This is a genomic window from Paraburkholderia elongata, assembly GCF_013177735.1.
Classification (GTDB): domain Bacteria; phylum Pseudomonadota; class Gammaproteobacteria; order Burkholderiales; family Burkholderiaceae; genus Paraburkholderia; species Paraburkholderia elongata.
Window position 1 is genome coordinate 36,944 of record NZ_WOEZ01000222.1, and the last position, 16,774, is coordinate 53,717.

16 protein-coding genes are annotated in these 16,774 nt (G+C 60.8%); 9 read left to right on the forward strand and 7 right to left on the reverse strand.

The features are described 5' to 3' along the window. Positions 1–73: 73 nt before the first annotated feature. On the forward strand, positions 74–1,141 hold the full coding sequence (purM, locus tag GNZ13_RS39445; protein WP_172175414.1) for a phosphoribosylformylglycinamidine cyclo-ligase: 1,068 nt from the start codon (positions 74–76) through the stop codon (positions 1,139–1,141). A gap of 71 nt (positions 1,142–1,212) precedes the next feature. Here purM and miaA read toward each other — a convergent pair whose 3' ends face one another. Both miaA and mutL read right to left on the reverse strand, forming a co-directional pair. Then, positions 1,213–2,169, reverse strand: a complete 957-nt coding sequence (miaA, locus tag GNZ13_RS39450; protein ID WP_172175416.1) for a tRNA (adenosine(37)-N6)-dimethylallyltransferase MiaA — start codon at positions 2,167–2,169, stop codon at positions 1,213–1,215. 43 nt (positions 2,170–2,212) lie between these two features. Further along, positions 2,213–4,276 (reverse strand): DNA mismatch repair endonuclease MutL, encoded by a 2,064-nt coding sequence (gene mutL / locus GNZ13_RS39455; RefSeq protein ID WP_172175418.1) that lies wholly within the window; start codon positions 4,274–4,276, stop codon positions 2,213–2,215. A gap of 172 nt (positions 4,277–4,448) precedes the next feature. Here mutL and GNZ13_RS39460 point away from each other — a divergent pair, with 172 nt between their 5' ends. Further along, the gene (locus tag GNZ13_RS39460; protein WP_172175420.1) at positions 4,449–5,120 is read left to right on the forward strand and encodes a DedA family protein; all 672 of its coding nucleotides are present in this window, start codon (positions 4,449–4,451) and stop codon (positions 5,118–5,120) included. A gap of 166 nt (positions 5,121–5,286) precedes the next feature. Here the strand turns inward: GNZ13_RS39460 and GNZ13_RS39465 are convergent, their stop codons facing one another. The 4 genes from GNZ13_RS39465 to GNZ13_RS39480 form a co-directional block, all read right to left on the reverse strand. After that, positions 5,287–6,099: a mechanosensitive ion channel family protein gene (locus GNZ13_RS39465; RefSeq protein WP_172175422.1), complete on the reverse strand. Its 813-nt coding sequence runs from the start codon at positions 6,097–6,099 to the stop codon at positions 5,287–5,289. Positions 6,100–6,293: 194 nt separating this feature from the next. Then, positions 6,294–6,758, reverse strand: a complete 465-nt coding sequence (locus tag GNZ13_RS39470) for a hypothetical protein (RefSeq protein ID WP_328807363.1) — start codon at positions 6,756–6,758, stop codon at positions 6,294–6,296. A gap of 170 nt (positions 6,759–6,928) precedes the next feature. After that, entirely contained in the window at positions 6,929–7,417 is a 489-nt protein-coding gene (locus GNZ13_RS39475; protein ID WP_172175442.1) for a RidA family protein, read from the reverse strand. A 178-nt stretch (positions 7,418–7,595) separates the two neighbouring features. After that, positions 7,596–7,880, reverse strand: coding sequence for a DUF3303 domain-containing protein (locus GNZ13_RS39480; RefSeq protein ID WP_172175424.1), 285 nt, complete (start codon positions 7,878–7,880; stop codon positions 7,596–7,598). Between the two features lie 483 nt (positions 7,881–8,363). Here GNZ13_RS39480 and GNZ13_RS39485 point away from each other — a divergent pair, with 483 nt between their 5' ends. The 4 genes from GNZ13_RS39485 to GNZ13_RS39500 all read left to right on the forward strand — a co-directional run bounded on the left by GNZ13_RS39485 (position 8,364) and on the right by GNZ13_RS39500 (position 11,250). After that, complete coding sequence (locus tag GNZ13_RS39485; RefSeq protein ID WP_172175426.1) at positions 8,364–9,428, forward strand: pyridoxal-phosphate dependent enzyme; 1,065 nt, start codon at positions 8,364–8,366, stop codon at positions 9,426–9,428. 106 nt (positions 9,429–9,534) lie between these two features. Continuing rightward, positions 9,535–10,209, forward strand: coding sequence for a nitrile hydratase subunit alpha (nthA, locus tag GNZ13_RS39490; RefSeq protein WP_172175428.1), 675 nt, complete (start codon positions 9,535–9,537; stop codon positions 10,207–10,209). Beyond that, entirely contained in the window at positions 10,206–10,877 is a 672-nt protein-coding gene (nthB, locus tag GNZ13_RS39495; protein WP_172175430.1) for a nitrile hydratase subunit beta, read from the forward strand. Before nthA ends, nthB begins: the two co-directional genes overlap by 4 nt. Position 10,878: 1 nt before the next feature. Further along, the gene (locus GNZ13_RS39500) at positions 10,879–11,250 is read left to right on the forward strand and encodes a nitrile hydratase accessory protein (RefSeq protein ID WP_172175444.1); all 372 of its coding nucleotides are present in this window, start codon (positions 10,879–10,881) and stop codon (positions 11,248–11,250) included. 658 nt (positions 11,251–11,908) lie between these two features. On the opposite strand, the gene GNZ13_RS39505 is transcribed toward GNZ13_RS39500, so the two are convergent. After that, positions 11,909–12,742, reverse strand: a complete 834-nt coding sequence (locus GNZ13_RS39505; protein WP_172175432.1) for an oxidoreductase — start codon at positions 12,740–12,742, stop codon at positions 11,909–11,911. A 94-nt stretch (positions 12,743–12,836) separates the two neighbouring features. Here GNZ13_RS39505 and GNZ13_RS39510 point away from each other — a divergent pair, with 94 nt between their 5' ends. The 3 genes from GNZ13_RS39510 to GNZ13_RS39520 form a co-directional block, all read left to right on the forward strand. Beyond that, positions 12,837–13,808, forward strand: a complete 972-nt coding sequence (locus GNZ13_RS39510) for an AraC family transcriptional regulator (protein WP_172175434.1) — start codon at positions 12,837–12,839, stop codon at positions 13,806–13,808. A gap of 1,527 nt (positions 13,809–15,335) precedes the next feature. After that, on the forward strand, positions 15,336–15,644 hold the full coding sequence (locus tag GNZ13_RS39515; RefSeq protein WP_172175436.1) for a hypothetical protein: 309 nt from the start codon (positions 15,336–15,338) through the stop codon (positions 15,642–15,644). A 916-nt stretch (positions 15,645–16,560) separates the two neighbouring features. Continuing rightward, positions 16,561–16,774, forward strand: a 214-nt coding sequence (locus GNZ13_RS39520) for a hypothetical protein (RefSeq protein ID WP_172175438.1), incomplete at its 3' end; no start/stop codon positions are given.

The window sequence follows — 16,774 nt, forward strand, 5'->3', positions numbered from 1 at the left end:
GGATGATTCAAATTCCAGCCAGACGGCCGGCATCGGGTAAAATCGCATTTTACCGACCTTCGAGCTCTTCCCCATGAATCAACCGAAATCCGCCCAGCATTCAACTGATTCGGCCCAAGGTTTGTCGTATCGCGACGCCGGCGTGGACATCGACGCGGGCGACGCCCTTGTCGACGCGATCAAGCCCTTTGCCAAAAAGACGATGCGCGACGGCGTGCTGGGCGGCATCGGCGGGTTTGGCGCGCTGTTTGAAGTGCCGAAGAAGTACAAGGAACCGGTGCTGGTTTCGGGCACGGACGGCGTCGGCACCAAGCTGCGCCTCGCGTTCCAGCTGAACAAACACGATACGGTCGGCCAGGATCTGGTGGCGATGAGCGTGAACGACATTCTGGTGCAGGGCGCCGAGCCGCTGTTCTTCCTCGATTATTTCGCTTGCGGCAAGCTGGACGTCGGTACGGCGGCGACGGTCGTGAAGGGTATCGCGCATGGCTGCGAACTGTCCGGCTGCGCGCTGATCGGCGGCGAGACGGCGGAAATGCCCGGCATGTATCCGGACGGCGAATACGATCTGGCCGGTTTTGCGGTCGGCGCGGTGGAAAAGAGCAAGATTATCGACGGCAGCACGATCGCACCGGGCGATGTGGTGCTGGGTTTGGCTTCGAGCGGTATTCATTCGAATGGTTTTTCGCTGGTGCGCAAGATCATCGAGCGTGCACAGCCTGATCTGAACGCGGATTTCGATGGCCGTTCGTTGGCCGACGCGTTGATGGCGCCTACGCATATTTATGTGAAGCCCTTGCTGGCCTTGATGCAGCAGATCGCTGTCAAGGGTATGGCCCACATCACCGGCGGCGGGCTGGTCGAGAATATTCCGCGCGTTCTGCGTGAGGGTCTGACCGCTGAGCTGGATCACCGCGGCTGGCCGATGCCGCCGCTGTTCTCGTGGCTGCAGAAGCACGGTGGCGTGGCGGATGCGGAAATGCACCGTGTGTTCAACTGCGGGATCGGGATGGCGGTGGTTGTTTCCGCTGCTGATGCCGATGTGGCGATCGCGTCTTTGTCGGCGGCTGGCGAGCAGGTCTGGAAGATCGGCGTGATTCGCGAGAGCGCGGCCGGTGAAGCTCAGACGGTAGTCGTCTAACCAGCCAGCTTGATCAAAGGCTGGTTTGCCTGCGCGACGTACAGAAAGACAACGCTGCGTGGGTAAAAGCCTCAAATCAACTCTTCTATTAAGCTGACGACCTGCGCAGTCGCGCTGGGATCGCCGCAATCAACAGCAACCCGCTCCTTCATGCTGCGCAGCCACGTGAGCTGCCGCTTGCACAATTGCCGGGTAGCAAAGACCCCCTTGTCCCGCATGGTCGAATAGTCGACCGCCCCGTCCAGATATTCCCAGACCTGCCGGTATCCCACGCAGCGCATGGATGGCATCTCGGGCAACAAATCCCCGCGTTCGCGCAATTTCACGACTTCGTCGATAAAGCCGTTGGCCAGCATGGCGTCGAAGCGCTTTTCGATGCGTGCATGCAGCACGCTCCGCTCGGATGGCTCGAGCGCTATAGGCACGAAGCGCCACGCCAAAGCGGCGTCATCCGTTCGAGTGGGCGCCGCCAACAAAGCGGACATCGCTTGCCCCGTCAGCATAAAAACTTCGAGCGCCCGCTGAATTCGCTGCGAATCGTTTGGCGCGAGGCGCGCAGCCGTGACGGGATCGACAGCGGCGAGCCGCGCATGTAGCGCCGGCCAGCCGTCACGTGCGGCGTCGGCATCAAGCGTCGCACGCACGTCGGTATCGGCGCCGGGCAGGTCGTTTAGCCCCTGCGTGAGCGCCTTGTAGTACAGCATGGTGCCGCCGACCAGCAAGGGCAGCCGCCCGCGTGCGCTGATCTCGCTGATCAGGCGCAACGCGTCGCTGCGAAACTCCGCCGCCGAATATGCGTCCGCCGGATCGACGATATCGATCAGGTGGTGCGGCGCCACCGTGCGTTCTTCTGGCGTCGGCTTGGCGGTGCCGATATCCATCTCGCGATAGACCAGCGCCGAATCGATGCTGATGATTTCCACCGGCCGCCGTGCGGCCAGCGCCAGCGCGGCAGCGGTTTTGCCGGATGCCGTCGGGCCGAGCAGGCAAGGGATCGGCGCGGGCGTGCTTGACGTGCTTGAAGTCATAGGCAAGACGGCGCGCGCCGAGAAAGCGTAATCAGGCGCACCGTCATTGCCCACGCATGAACAGCCGATCGAGATCGGACAGCGTCAACTGATACCACGTCGGACGCCCGTGGTTGCATTGGTCGGCGCGCTCGGTCGCCTCCATCTGGCGCAGCAGCGCGTTCATTTCATCGAGCGTCAAACGCCGGTTCGCGCGCACCGCGTGATGGCACGCGAGTGTGCCGAGCAGCTCGTGCTGACGCTCGGTCAACACGCGAGAGCCGCCGAACGCATGCAGGTCGGAGAGGACCGCGCGTGCCAGCGCCTGCAGATCGGCGTCTTTCAGCAATGCGGGCACGGCGCGGATCGCGAGCGTGGTCGGCGACAGCACGGCGAGGTCGAAACCGAGCGCGTCCAGCGTGTCGCGCTCTTCTTCGACCGTGCCGATTTCGATCGGATCGGCCTGCATCGTTTGCGGGATCAGCAGCGGCTGCACGGCAATCGTGCGATCGGCGAGAGCGTTCTTGAACTGCTCGTACAGGATGCGCTCGTGCGCGGCGTGCATGTCGACAATCACGAGTCCGTGCGCGTTTTGCGCGAGCACATAGATGCCGTGAATCTGGCCGAGCGCGAAGCCGAGCGGTTGCTCGTCTGAGGCATTGAACGCGGGCGATGCGTATGGCGCTGAGGTGTTGTACGGGGACGGCGCTTCTGCGGCCGAGTCGCGCGCATCGAACAACGTCGCGCCTTCCGCTGTGCCGATGTTCGTGTCTCTACGGCCGAACAGCGCGTCGTAGAACGCCAGCGGTTGCGCAACCGGCAGCGTGCCCTGCGTCATGCGCGCCTGACGCATCCAGGTATTGCCGGGCTGCGAGGATCCGAATCCGCTGCCCGTTCCGCCTTGCATCCCGCTTCCCATTCCACTACCGAGGCCGCCTGCGCCGGTGCCGAAGCCACCGCCGCTTCCAGCGCCCGCACCGCCCAGCGGCGTAGCGCCGAACGAAGCCGGCCCACCCGCCGACGCTTCCAGATGCGCCGCATGCCCACCGGCGGTTGTTTCCGGCGACGCGCCCGCGTGCCGCGCCAACGCACGCTGCACGGCATGAAACACGAACTGGTGAATCGAACGGGAATCGCGAAACCGCACTTCGATTTTGGACGGATGCACGTTCACATCGACCGCTTCTGGCGGCAGATCGAGAAACAGCACGTAGGACGGATAGCGGTCGCCGTGCAGCACGTCTTCGTAGGCGGCGCGCACGGCGTGCGTGAGCAGCTTGTCGCGCACGAAGCGGCCATTGACGAAGAAATACTGCTGATCGGCGCGTCCACGGCTCGCGGTCGGCAGGCCGGCGCAGCCGTAGACAGCGAGCGGTCCGGCGGATTCGTCGAGCGGCAAATGAGCCGTCGCAAAGGTTTCGCCAAGAATCTTCGCGACCCGCGCGGGCGGCTCGCTGGCGTTCCAGTGTTCGACCGCCTTACCGTTATGCAGGACCGAAATCGCCACATCCGGCCGCGCCAGCGCCGCGCGGCGAATCTGTTCGAGGCAATGGCCGAGTTCGGTCTGCTCGCTTTTCAGGAATTTGCGGCGCGCGGGCGTATTGAAGTACAGCTCGCGGACTTCGATCGTGGTGCCCTGGGTGCCGGCGGCGGGACTCAGCACACCCGTTTGTGCGTCGACGCGCACGGCATGCGGCGCGTCAGCCGTGCGGCTCGTGATGCTCATCTGCGCGACCGACGCAATCGACGCCAGCGCTTCGCCGCGAAACCCCAGCGTGGCGACCGCTTCGAGTTCGGCAAGCGAGCGGATCTTGCTGGTCGCGTGACGCATCAGCGCGAGCGCGAGTTCGTTTTCGGGGATGCCGCAGCCGTCGTCGGTGATCGAGATGCGTTTGACGCCACCCTCGTCGAGCAGGATGCGCAGCGTCTGCGCGCCGGCGTCGAGCGCATTTTCCAGCAATTCCTTGACCACCGAGGCCGGCCGCTCGACCACTTCGCCGGCGGCAATCTGGCTGATCAGCTGATCGGGCAGGGGCTGGATCGCCCGCAACGGGCGTGGGACGGGCGTGGCGGCGGAAACTGCGGCCGCGTCGGCGGTGCCGGCAGGCGTTTCGGAGAATTCTGACATGGCGAAATTATAGCGATTTGGCGCGAGCAGATTTTTAATCGCAACCGGGCACTTTCGGTATGATGACGCGGTCAATTTCCGGCGGCGAGCACGCGCTCGCTGCGCTTCGCCCGCAGGGCCGTTCGCGCGGCCGCTCCCGCTACGTTCACATTCCCTTAATAAAGGACGCTTTTTGGACACGTTGCTACACTTCGTCAACCTTGTCTTGCATATCGACAAGTTTCTGGGCGACTTCATTCACGTGTACGGCACCTGGGTCTACGCGGTGCTGTTTCTTATCGTGTTCTGTGAAACCGGCCTGGTCGTTCTGCCCTTTCTGCCGGGCGATTCCCTACTGTTCATCGGCGGCGCCTTCTGCGCGAGCGGTGAAATGAATCTCGGCCTGCTGATCGTGCTGCTGCTTGTTGCGGCGGTTGCCGGCAATACGGTCAACTACACGATCGGGCGGGCCATCGGGCCACGGGTGTTCAATTCGCACATCCCTTTCCTTGAGCGTTTCCTCGATCGCGCCGCGCTGCAGAAGACTCATAACTTCTATGAAAAGCATGGTGGCAAGACGATCGTGCTGGCGCGTTTTATTCCGGTGGTGCGCACCTTCGCGCCGTTCGTTGCCGGCGCCTCTGAGATGACGGTGAGCCGGTTCCAGCTTTTCAACATCCTCGGCGCGCTGTTGTGGGTATTGCTGCTGGTGTTGCTCGGCTACTTCTTCGGCAACATTCCGTTCATCCGTCAATATCTGAATGTGATCGTGCTGGTGGGTATCGGCGCGGCCGTGGTGCCGGTTGTGCTTGGCGCACTGTGGAAGATGACGCGCAAGAACGCATCCAAGGCGGGCGGCCGCTGACGTTTCGCGTTGCGTGTAGCAGACGAACAAACGGCGTCGCGAATCTCGCGACGCCGTTTTTATTTTACGGTCCTGATTCCGGTGAGCCGGACCGCTGAGGCAGCAAAAAAACGCTTCACCTTCGCGAACGTCAACCTCAGTCCGGAGACCTAAGCCCTGATCGTGCTCAACTGACTATACGCGGCGCAAGCGGTGTTTCCGGAGTCGGATAACCTGCATCCTTGAAGGTCTGGATGATCGTGCGGTTGGTGTCGAAGTAGACCTGCCAGTAATGGTCGGTGTGCGTGTAGGGCCGCACGCATAGCAACGGTCCTTCCGGCGTGAAGCTCAGCACTTCGATATCCGGCGCAGGGCTTTCGGCCACGTTCGGAATCTGCGTGACGGCCGCCTTCAGCCGGCTCATCGCATCCGTAGGGTCGACGCCGTTGGCGATCTTTGCCGTCAGCTCGACGCGCCGTACTGGCAATGCGCTGTAGTTCGAGATCGTGTCCGAAAAGATCTTGTTGTTGCCGATGATGGTTGTCACGTTGTCTGGCGTCACGATGGTCGTGCCGAACAGCCCCAGTTCCGAGACCGTGCCCGTGACGCCGCCCGCCATGACAAAATCGCCCACCTTGAACGGGCGCAGTACCTGCATGAAGATGCCTGCCGCGAAGTGGGCGAGCAAGCCGCCCCACGCAGTGCCGATCGCAAGACCGAGGCCAGCGAGCAATGCGGCGAACGAGGTAGTCTGGACGCCGAACACCTGCAGAATCGCGAGAATCAGCAGCAGGTTCAGCAGTGCGCCGAGAATCGAACCGAGGTAATGAGCGAGAGTTGGATCGACGTGGCCGTTTTTCGCCAGCAGTTTGCGAAGCAAGCCGGTAATCAGGCCAATGACCCAGCGGCCGACGACCCACAACACGATCGCGCCGAGTACCTTGGTGCCAAGGTCGATGCCTCGGGTCATGATGAACACGCGTACGGTATCGAGATCCAAGATGTTCCTCGCTGGTTAAGTTGCCTTCGACTGATTGAACGGCGGGAGTGCAATACAGCGGCAAATGCCCAGTGGCGGGCGCAAACGGTAACTCTCGATCTTCGGGAGTTATACGCGACGGCGCGCGCATACGCAAGGTCCGTTCCTGACGATGATGCGGATTGCGTAACGAGGAGAAAGTGGGCCGCGTGGCGTTACATCGGCAGATGCGATTCGGAATACGAGGACGTGCGTATGACCAGCGTGTTCTTGTGCGTTTTGGCGGGGCGCGTGCGACGTAACACGTACTGCCACGCCAATGCGGCAATGGCTGCCAGCACATACGCACTGGCGCGTTCGAAGAATGCGCTCGACGAACTGAACTTGCCATAGCGGTTCTGTGCATCGGCGAACACGAGAAAGGTCAGCGCGGCATCGAGCAGCAAGGCGGCCGAAGCCAGCGCGACGAAAACGTGGGCACCATTGAGCTCGGCGCCGGGTACGAGCCGGTTGCACAGATGACATGCACTCAGCACGATAGCCAGAAAAGCAAGGTTCGAGACGAGGCTGAACAGGAAATTGGTCATGTTGACGGAATGAAAGCGCAGGGATCTGCGGTGTTGCCAGAGCGTCTGCTCACGCAGAGTTGCAGCGTGATTCGCAGAACCGGCGGCGATCATTGCACGTCTTTATATCTCAATAAATATCAATGTTCGGAGTCCGTTGTATCTGTCCCGTATCGAAGAAGCGTGATGTAAGAGGGGCCTCATGGTTGCGTGGGACATTGTGATAGGCGCTGTGAGAATAACGGCAGCGAGATCCGCGGGTAAGCCGTACGGTATTACCGAGGCTACCCGTCAATCTCGACCTCCGACTCGCATTCGACGGGCACGTTTAGCGGAAGCGCCACGCCGATCGCTGAACGGGCGTGTATTCCGATGTCCGGCCCGAACAGTTCAATGATGAGATCTGAGAAGCCATTCGCGATCCGCGGCATCTGGTCGAAACCGGGCGCAACGTTGATCATCGCAAAGACACGTAGCCAGGCTGTAATCCGATCCAGGTCTCCGAGCGCCTTCTGAAGACTCGCCAATTGAGCGAGCGCAACAAGGCGTGCCGCTGCATAGCCTTCGTCCGGGGAAACCTCTGCGCCAACCTTGCCGACCGGTTGGGCAATGGTTCCGTCCGGGTTCAGGGGTACGTGTCCAGATACAAAAACCCGCGTACCTCTTACGCGCACCCATGCAAACGGCAATGACATGCTCACATTTTTCGGCATCTGGAGCGCCTGCGGCAAAGACAATCCCATTTCCTCAAGCTTTGCTTCGATCCTTGCCATGATTGCCTCCTCGACGTCCTGCAAAAGATATCCGCTCCGTGCGGAGCACACTCGTCGCGCCCAACGAGGTCGCCGTAATCCTGATGCGACGCGCTTCATCCTGTGTGCCGTGCCGCGCGCCGGTCCTACGCGCGGGCATTTCTTATTTCTGACTTGCCTCCGTTCCGCGTTTGCCCGGTTACCTCGACGCTGCCTGATTAGCCGCCAATGCGGCACCCAGTTCTTCGTCGGTCAGTGCGGGAGCGGAAGTGAACGCAAACAGATCGCCCCATTGCAGGACCCATTCCGCGAGCCCGCTCGTATCCGTCGCTTCGACGATTGCTACGCCACTCAATTCACCGATTGCGTGCCAGCGTCCCAACATCGTGACGTTGTCCGGCGGGCGACCTCCGGTTTTCATGAAGCGCTCGATTGCGGGCTGTTGCATCGCCGGCTCGCCCTTCCATTGAACAATGAACTTCATAGCAGACCTCTACGCAAGATTGGCGGCACCGGTTCGTGGCATGCCTGCACCGTCCAAACGCCGCGGCGTCGCGACACTTCGGCGCTCCCGATGCCAGCATGGAACTGCCCACACTTTCCACGCGAACGGCATGAGGCCACGAGGCGTTCAAATCATGATAGGCGAGCAGGCATGTCAAGGAGGTTCGAATGCGACGTCGCGGCGAATAATCAGGCGCGAAGAGATTGCCGCGGTATCTATCATCTGACCATAGCGTCGATTCGCGCCGCGGTGGAATCGATATCACAAGCGATGAAAATGAGGCCGTGAAAAGAGCTTGGCCCGTGCGAATTAACACCTACTATTGTGGCTTGGATCTCGCTTCTCTTTGATGTCTCCGACGAAGCGTATAGCGTCCGTTCGACTACGTTGTACACATGCCTTAGCCCACTATTTGCAGACACCCGAGCGGTCCGGGATATTGATTGAGCGGAGGGCGGAATCATGCTTCCAGACATCCTTCACAATCATCGGAAGCCACTCACCCATAGTGGAACCGAAGCGGATTTTCTGTCGGGCGTAACCCGTGACGACGTCGAAGAGGCGTCGCGCGTGCTCAGCAAGGAAGCTGTTCGCCCGCCTCTGCTGTCTTGCACTTGCGCAGAGCCATCCGGTGACCGGTCGATATGGGTCAAGCCTGAGAACCTGCAGCCGCGTGGATCGTTCAAGATACGTTGTTCGCTGAACGCGATCTCCAACCTCGAGCCGGCTCGGCTATCGAAAGGGATCTATACGGCGAGCACCGGCAATTTCGCACTCGGCTTGACGCATGCCGCGCGTGCGCGTGAGGTGGACGTTAGGGTCTATGTCACGGAAACCGCTGCGAAAAGCAAGATCGCCGCACTTCGCGAACTGGGTGCGGAAGTCATCGAAACGAGTTTCGACAAATGGTGGGCGATCCTGTGCGGGGAAACGCCTGACGGCGAAAACGGCACCTTCGTTCATCCATGCTCGGGCCGCGATGTCATCGTCGGAAACGCCACCATCGGACAGGAGATTTTCGAGGATCTGCCGAACGTGGACGCGATTCTGGTGCCCTTTGGCGGTGGGGGACTCATGACCGGGATTGCGCTGGCGCGCACGCTGTGGGGTTCTCCCGCGAAGGTGTACGCATGCGAGACCGAGGCGGCGACGCCGCTGTATTCCTCCTTCCTGGCGGGTGCACCCGTCGAAGTACCTGTCAACCCGAGTCCGATGGTCACAGGCATCGGTGTATCAACTGTCCTTCAGGCAAACTGGCCCTACCTTAGTGCGATGGTGGACGGTGTAGTCGTATCGTCGCTGGATGCCACGGCTGATGCCATCCGACGTCTGGCAAAGAATAATCATATCGTCGTCGAAGGGGCAGGCGCTGCAGCTCTCGCGGCAGCTGATCATCCGTTCTTTTCTGGCAAGTGCGTTGCCGCTGTCCTCACGGGGGGAGGCATTGATATGCACGTTTTTGCTGCAGTCATGACCGGCGATCGATCGGGCTACGATGCACCGTCGCGGCTTCGTAACTATGAGTAGGATGAGGCGAACGTTACCCGCAAAGGCAGGTTGTATCCCCCGGTTTGCATTTGCGCATCGAGCCGACCATACTGATTTTCTTGGGCAATTTCCTGGGCGAACTTCAATGAACGATCCTCAAAGGACCCGGCCAGAATATCGGCACGCCGATGCTCCAGATCATGAACACGACCACGAAGGTAGTGAGTTGTCGGAGATGGATTTGCGCGTGCGGGCGCTGGAATCATTGTTGGTAGAGAAGGGGTACGTCGATCCCAAGGCGCTGGATATCCTGATCGAGACATACGAGCACAAAGTCGGACCGCACAACGGTGCGCGCGTGGTCGCGAAGGCCTGGAGCGATCCGGTCTACAAGCAATGGCTGCTCGACGACGCCACCGCGGCGATCGCCTCGTTAGGCTATACCGGCCGGCAGGGCGAGCACATGATCGCGCTGGAGAACACGCCTGCCGTGCATAACATGGTGGTCTGCACGCTGTGCTCGTGCTATCCGTGGCCAGTGCTTGGGCTTCCGCCTGTCTGGTACAAGTCGGCGCCGTATCGGTCGCGCGCGGTTATCGATCCGCGCGGCGTGTTGAAGGAGTTCGGCTTCGAATTACCCGCTGAAACGGAGTTGCGCGTGTGGGACTCCACGGCGGAGGTCCGCTATGTCGTGTTGCCGATGCGCCCCGCCGGAACCGATGGTTTGTCAGAGCAGGCGCTGGCTGAACTGGTGACGCGTGATTCGATGATCGGTACCGGTTTGCCAAGTGCGCCCGAATCGAAACGGGAGTTCACATGAACGGCGCACAAGATCTCGGTGGCATGCAGGCGTTCGGCCCGATCGAGCCGGAGGCCGACGTTGCATCCTTTCACGCCGACTGGGAGCGCCGGGTGCTGGCCATTACGCTGGCGATGGGAGCAACCGGCAAGTGGAACATCGACACGTCTCGTGCCGCGCGGGAGAGCTTGCCACCGGCGCAATACCTCGCAAGCAGCTACTACGAGATCTGGTTCGAGGGACTGAAAAAGCTGCTCCTGAATACGGGGCTCGCGACGGCAGCAGAAATCGCGACGGGCGAGTCGAAGGTCGCGGCGGCGCCGGTCCCTCGCGTCCTGATCGCCGACCAGGTGGCTGCCGCGTTGCTGCGAGGCAGCCCGGTCGAGCGCCCAGCGTCCGCCGAAGCGCGCTTTAAGGTCGGCGATATCGTTCGGACCCGTCAACTGCATCCACGCACTCACACGCGCTTGCCGCGCTATTGCCGCGGCAAGCGAGGGCAAATTATCCGCGTGCATGGTGCGCACGTCTTTCCCGATACCAATGCGATCGGCCTGGGCGAACAACCGCAATGGCTCTATACCGTGCGCTTCGATGCCTCCGAACTCTGGGGTAAGGACACGACTGCGGCGTCGGTGAGTGTGGATTGCTGGGAGCCCTACCTTGACTATCCAGACGTCGAACCGGCCTGACATGACTTCCACCAAGCAGAACCCGCACGAACTGCGTACCGCGCTGCCCGAATTGCCGTGCGACGACGCAGGGCCCACGTTCAAGGCGCCATGGGAAGCCCAGGCTTTTGCGATGACATTGGCCTTGCATGAACGCGGCCTGTTCACCTGGACGGAATGGGCGGAATATCTGAACCAGGCCATCCATGACGCTCAGGCGGCCGGCGACCCCGACCGTGGCGACACGTACTATGTCCATTGGCTGACGGCACTGGAACGCATTAGTGCCGCGAGAGGATGGGTGAAAGGCGACTTGCTCTTACAGCGTCGCGATGAATGGGACGCGGCAGCGCGACGGACTCCGCATGGTCAGCCGATCGAGCTTGGACGATAGCGAGCCTTCCAATGCATCCCGATGCCCGCGAGGGGCAAAGAAAAAGGGCCTAGCGCGAACGCTAAGCCCTTGAATCTCTTGGTAGGCCGTACGGGATTCGAACCTGTGACCAACGGATTAAAAGTGCGAATCAGGGTATAACGCTGCATACGTATTCTACTAAAAATCAATGACTTGGCGCAACTGGACCGCAGTCGTCCGCAGTCAGAGGCAGTTGTTCGCAGCTCTGTCTGCCTCCCAATCTGCCTCCCGATTCCGCCGGCTCAGGCCCGTCACGCGGGCAGTCGGCGGGATGTGTGGGCGATCCGAGGTGGGTCGGGATGAGCGTGCGTCGACGCTGAAGCGAGTGAGATAGCGGAGTAGTCGAAACTGGCACACGCCGATTGGCAGTTCGACCTTTTTCGAAACAGTTGACCGAACTCAGCGGCTGACTTCGGTTTGGCCATTGCGGTTGTCCGCAACCCGTCGTGTCCCGCGCTCAGCGAACGGCCGCTTACGAGCGAGGCCTAGGACTGGAGTCGACCCGTCCTTCGTGTTCCAGCCGTGGATGACGGCAATGCGTCGACAGCAGACGACCATGTCCTGGTTGCGGACCGCTGCTTTCCGGGCCCGATGGCGAGGGATCAGGTACGCGACAGCCTCCCTGCTCCAGCGGTCTTCAGCCGTCAGTCGAGACCGTAACAGCCTCCCAGTCACGGATCTCATTTTCGAACGCGGACAACTTGTCCCTCACGAGCCCGAGTGCATCGCTACCAAGCAAAAGATGCGTGGGAGGGCGATCCGCGGCGATTGCGGCGAGCATCGCGCGTGCCGCCTTTTGGGGATCTCCCAATTGCTTGCCGCTCTTCTCCTCTCGAGTTTTGCGGATGGGGTCGAAGATATGGTCGTAATCCGCAATCGAACGGGGCGTTCGCGTCATCGAGCGACCCGCCCAGTCGGTGCGGAACGAGCCTGGCGCGACGGCTGTTACGGCGATGCCGAGAGGCTTGACCTCTTTGCCAAGCGCCTCAGAGATGCCCTCCAGCGCGAATTTGCTTCCGCAGTAGTAGGTGATTCCTGGCATGGTGATATGGCCGCCCATAGACGTGATATTCAGAACGTGGCCACGTCTGCGCTCACGCATGAAGGGCAGGACGGCTTTCATCATGGCGACAGCGCCAAACACATTCACATCGAACTGTCTGCGCATCTCGGACAAAGGCGATTCTTCCATGATGCCTTCGTGCCCGTAGCCGGCATTGTTGACCAGAACGTCCACGGGTCCGACGGTCTCCTCAATTTCCGCCACGATGCCGTCGATGGCATCGAAGTCGGTCACGTCAAGTACACGTCCAAAAGCAGCTTTCGCAGACAGAGACTCGAAATCACGCTTTGCCTGCGCACTTCTCACAGTACCGACGACTTTGTGTCCCGCCGCTAGAGCCTCTCCTGCGAGCGCACGGCCGAAGCCGCTGCTGACGCCAGTGATGAGCAGAATTTTGCTGGATGCCACTGAAGCTTCTCCCGAATGTTGTCTGGAGAATGCATACTAGTCTGAAGGACGGGGCTAGCTAAGCCATATTCCGCTATTTTTCTTGCCTAAAGCTATGAGTACGAAGCGGGCCTCTCCGCACAATCCTGATCTTTCCTCGGGAACCCAGAAGCGCATGATTGCGTTGCTCCGCGCGTTGGCGCCCGAGGAGGGCTACAACCTCACGGCGCTGCCGAGCGTCCGCATCTTGCGTTCAAACCGGCCCCTGTCACGCACGCCGGTTCTCTACGACCCCGGCATCGTGATCGTTTGTCAGGGCCGCAAGCGAGGTCATTTCGGCGACCAGCTCTATCTGTACGACGAGCATCACTACCTGGCCGTGTCCGTGCCTGTTCCGTTCAGCATGGAAACCGAGGCAACCCAGGAGCGCCCGCTGCTCGCGCTGTACCTTCACCTCGATTTCACATTGGCCGCTGAACTGGCCGTACAGATCGATCGTGAAGGCGTAACGGAACACGTGCAGGCGCCTCAGAGCATGATGTCGACGCCGATGGATGACGCGATGCAGGCGTCCGTGTTGCGCTTCCTTGAGGCGATGCATCGGCCGCTCGAAGCCGCTGTATTGGGCCCGGGCCTGCTACGCGAACTTTATTTCCGTGTGCTCACCGGAAAGCAAGGAAGCTCGATGCGCGAGTCTTTGGCGATGAGAGGGCAGTTCGGCCGGATAGGCAGATCGCTACGCCTCATCCATGCCGGCTACGCGCAGCCGCTGGACTTGATGCAGTTGGCAGAGGAAGCGGGATTGAGTCTTCCGAGCTTCCACAGCCACTTCAAGGCAATCACACACGTTTCGCCGATGCAGTACGTGAAGTCAACGCGTTTGCATCAGGCTCGCCTGTTGATGGTCCGCGAGGATTTGACTGCGGAGGCCGCGAGCCACGCAGTGGGTTACACGAGCGCGTCCCAGTTCAGCAGAGAGTTCAAGCGGCTTTTTGGCTTGACGCCAGCGGCGGAGACGAAGCGTATGCGCGAGAGCTTCGCCATTCCGGCAGCGTTCGGCGATGCGACGTACGTTTCGTCACACTGAGTTTGGCACGCTTCGTTTTGACGGCAGTGTGAAGGCGTCGCGACGGTCTACTACGCGAGTAACAAACGTGCACTTGCGTTGATCCGTTATCGATACCCCACGAACGTCCGGTAAGCGGCGAGAAGCGGGCGCCTACGTTATCGTCACACAGGACTGTTCCTGGCCGTACTGAGCCCGATGGCGGCCGGCCCAGGTCGACCGTCCTCTGCCTGTCGGCGATCGGCAGCACGCGACCCACTCTGGACGCTGGACCGCGCGCCACTTGATCGGCAGCTTTTAGTGGATACTGTTGAAAAAGTCGCCGCGTGGCTTTTTCAATTCGCTCGCAAGAAAATCGACCTCTCAGATCGGCTTGCAGACCGCTCGCGAGTACCGGTCAAGGGTAAGAAGACCCCTGAAGTGCGACGCGTGTCGCCGTCCGCCGGACGTAAATCGGCAACGTAGTGGATGGCAAAGCTCTTCTCTGCCTTGTCACATTCAACAACCTGAACATCGGAGATTGAAGCCGTGACCTGCTGTACGACCAGCAGTTGCCTACCTGGACGTGCGCGACCGGTAACGGTCGGGTTCGAAGCTCCGGGGACAACGTACCCACCCTATGGGCGATTCACCCGGGCGACCGGGCAGGGATCGACACTGCCAGCAGCCGTGCGGTGTGGGGGCCAGGCAAGTTCCGCATGCACAACGTACGTGAACTGTCGATGGAATCCTCGTTATCTTCGAAGAGCCAAAGCTGCTGAGAGGCTCTGACCAAAATGGTAAATGGCCGGTTGCATCTTTTTCAAGTGGGTGCACGTCGTCACGAGGCCATCGGGGAATAGACAGGTGCTAAACGGACAGGCCCGGAAGTGGTCGGGTCGGCAGGGATGGGAACGCGGGAACCCCGATTTCCCGCCCTCGCTCTGGTTCAATGGAGCGGTGGCAGGTGGACCGTGAGGAACACTGTTGGGGAAGCGGGAGTGAGAACGCGCAAGAAGCGAAGGGTTGCCTGTAACGGGTGACATAGGGGTTCGAGATTTGCCCCGACCTGAAAGGGTGCTGACGTGCGCGTGGTGCGGCTGTCGTTGGCCCACGTCAGAGATTCACCAAAGGGAAGCTTGTGAGAGACCGGTCGGGCTACGGTTCAGCGCCCTTGTCCCGGCGACGGGATGAATCGACGATGTGACGTTTGCGAAGGTTGTGTGTGCACAAGCCGCAACCGGCATCGACATGATGCTTAATGCCGTGCGCGAGCCGTATGCGGGGAAACTCGCACGTACGGTTCTTCGGGGGCCGCGTTTCCGGGAGGGGGCGCGGCTACCCTCTAACGTCACGGCAGAGATGGACAGCGACTTTTTCAACAGTATCAGTGTGGAGCGGTCATTCATCCCTTGGCGTCGGTCGGCAGGTATCGGCACTCCAACACTCGAGAGTCGAGAACTGGGTGCCGTAGAGCCGCCTTCGAGCGACCGCTTATAGGTGTCGACACTGTCGTTGGCCTAACGCGGTCTGGCCTATGACGCGCGCCAAAGCGCGTGACGGAACCCATTGGCCTCCCTGTGCAATGAATCGGGAAGTCGCGTCGACGACGGTTTGGTTGCTGTCATCATCGAATACCGCAAAGACGGGTGCGACGACCGACTCCGCGAGGGCAAACTGCTGCTTTTCGAATCTGCTCGGGTCGATGCGGCCTTCGGCATCGAAAGTGAGAATGGAAAACGTGCTCCGAACGACGTGCACCGGGTTTCTCGCCACAAGCTCTACCACGACGCTGGCCATTCGCGCTCGTTGCCCCGCAAAAACGGGCAGACAGTGGCTTGCCGGATCTCGCAGCATCCGGTCAAACCTAGTGCTTGACAGCCGCCAGAGGGTATCGTCACGAGCGATCAGAAACGTTCGGCAAGAAGAACCCATGATTCTGCCCCTTACACCAACGGTGATGCTCGCCACGATCGGCAAGATCGGCAAGATCCGACAGCGTGCCTTCTCCGCAGGGGATCCGCCGCTGTACCTTACACCGCGCGCGTGACCAGGCTTCGTGTCGTCTCGGTCGATGTCCGGCTCCGCTGGGCCTTTCCTGCACGTGGAGCACGACGCAGTCATCGCGCTCGTGGAATCGAAGTCAGTCGCGCAGGCAATCGCGGCTGCGTGGAAACACGCCACAGGCTTGGCCACGCCCCGCTGCGGGCCTCGCGCGCCCTTCTCGTCCAGAAAGTATCCCGCGCTAACGATGGGTGTGGCGACTACCTACCCGGCGACATAGGCGCCAGATCGGATCGCTGCACTTGCTCTCAAGCACGACGTGGTCCCATAGAACATCGCACACACTCTGTGATAGCGTCATGTATGGCTCCGGTCGTCCACGGGTCTTCGGACCCCATTGAGCTTCGAGCTCGTACGTCTCTGGGCTTGTCCAAGCCGGTGCGCGCGAGGCTACCCTACACCCCGAGCGTCACGCAGTCACCAATACCACTCGTGGATCTGAGGCGGAGCCTCGTTAGATCCTCTATGGACAGGATGCTTCGACGGTGCGGCGTTAGCGCATAGCAAGTCCAGGACCGGCACCGCTGAGCGACACCGGCATCCACGCAGTGTGGTAACAGTGGAGGGAACTTGCGGCCTGGCGCTCCGTGGGCGGAACTGATAGTCCGCATCAAAGGTGATGCGTGGAAGCTGGGGGACAAAGTGCTCGAAGAGTTGCGCACGAAGAAATATGCCGGGGATGCGGAGTCGACAAGCTAGGTATCTATCAACCCATGATTACGCGGAAGTTATGAAACGCAAGCGCAATGTTGCCAAGGCGGCTGAAGCCCCGAAGCTTTCTCGTACTCACGCCCCGGATCACATGCCTCCCGCCGATTGGCAGCGCGCCTTGCGCCGGCAATTTGGGCGCGAGCAGGTGTTCGGGCTGGAGAATCTCGGGACGGAGCCGTTTTTCTCCGAGTTTCGCGTCGGCAATCCGGAGTCGAAATCCAATTATCGTGTGG

Coding starts and splice junctions, on each gene's coding strand:
- miaA (WP_172175416.1), bottom strand. CDS start 2,169: ATGACTTCAAGCACGTCAAGCACGCCCGCGCCGATCCCTTGCCTGCTC.
- nthB (WP_172175430.1), top strand. CDS start 10,206: ATGAACGGCGCACAAGATCTCGGTGGCATGCAGGCGTTCGGCCCGATC.
- GNZ13_RS39485 (WP_172175426.1), top strand. CDS start 8,364: ATGCTTCCAGACATCCTTCACAATCATCGGAAGCCACTCACCCATAGT.
- GNZ13_RS39510 (WP_172175434.1), top strand. CDS start 12,837: ATGAGTACGAAGCGGGCCTCTCCGCACAATCCTGATCTTTCCTCGGGA.
- GNZ13_RS39470 (WP_328807363.1), bottom strand. CDS start 6,758: ATGATCGCCGCCGGTTCTGCGAATCACGCTGCAACTCTGCGTGAGCAG.
- nthA (WP_172175428.1), top strand. CDS start 9,535: ATGAACGATCCTCAAAGGACCCGGCCAGAATATCGGCACGCCGATGCT.
- GNZ13_RS39500 (WP_172175444.1), top strand. CDS start 10,879: ATGACTTCCACCAAGCAGAACCCGCACGAACTGCGTACCGCGCTGCCC.
- GNZ13_RS39480 (WP_172175424.1), bottom strand. CDS start 7,880: ATGAAGTTCATTGTTCAATGGAAGGGCGAGCCGGCGATGCAACAGCCC.
- GNZ13_RS39475 (WP_172175442.1), bottom strand. CDS start 7,417: ATGGCAAGGATCGAAGCAAAGCTTGAGGAAATGGGATTGTCTTTGCCG.
- purM (WP_172175414.1), top strand. CDS start 74: ATGAATCAACCGAAATCCGCCCAGCATTCAACTGATTCGGCCCAAGGT.
- mutL (WP_172175418.1), bottom strand. CDS start 4,276: ATGTCAGAATTCTCCGAAACGCCTGCCGGCACCGCCGACGCGGCCGCA.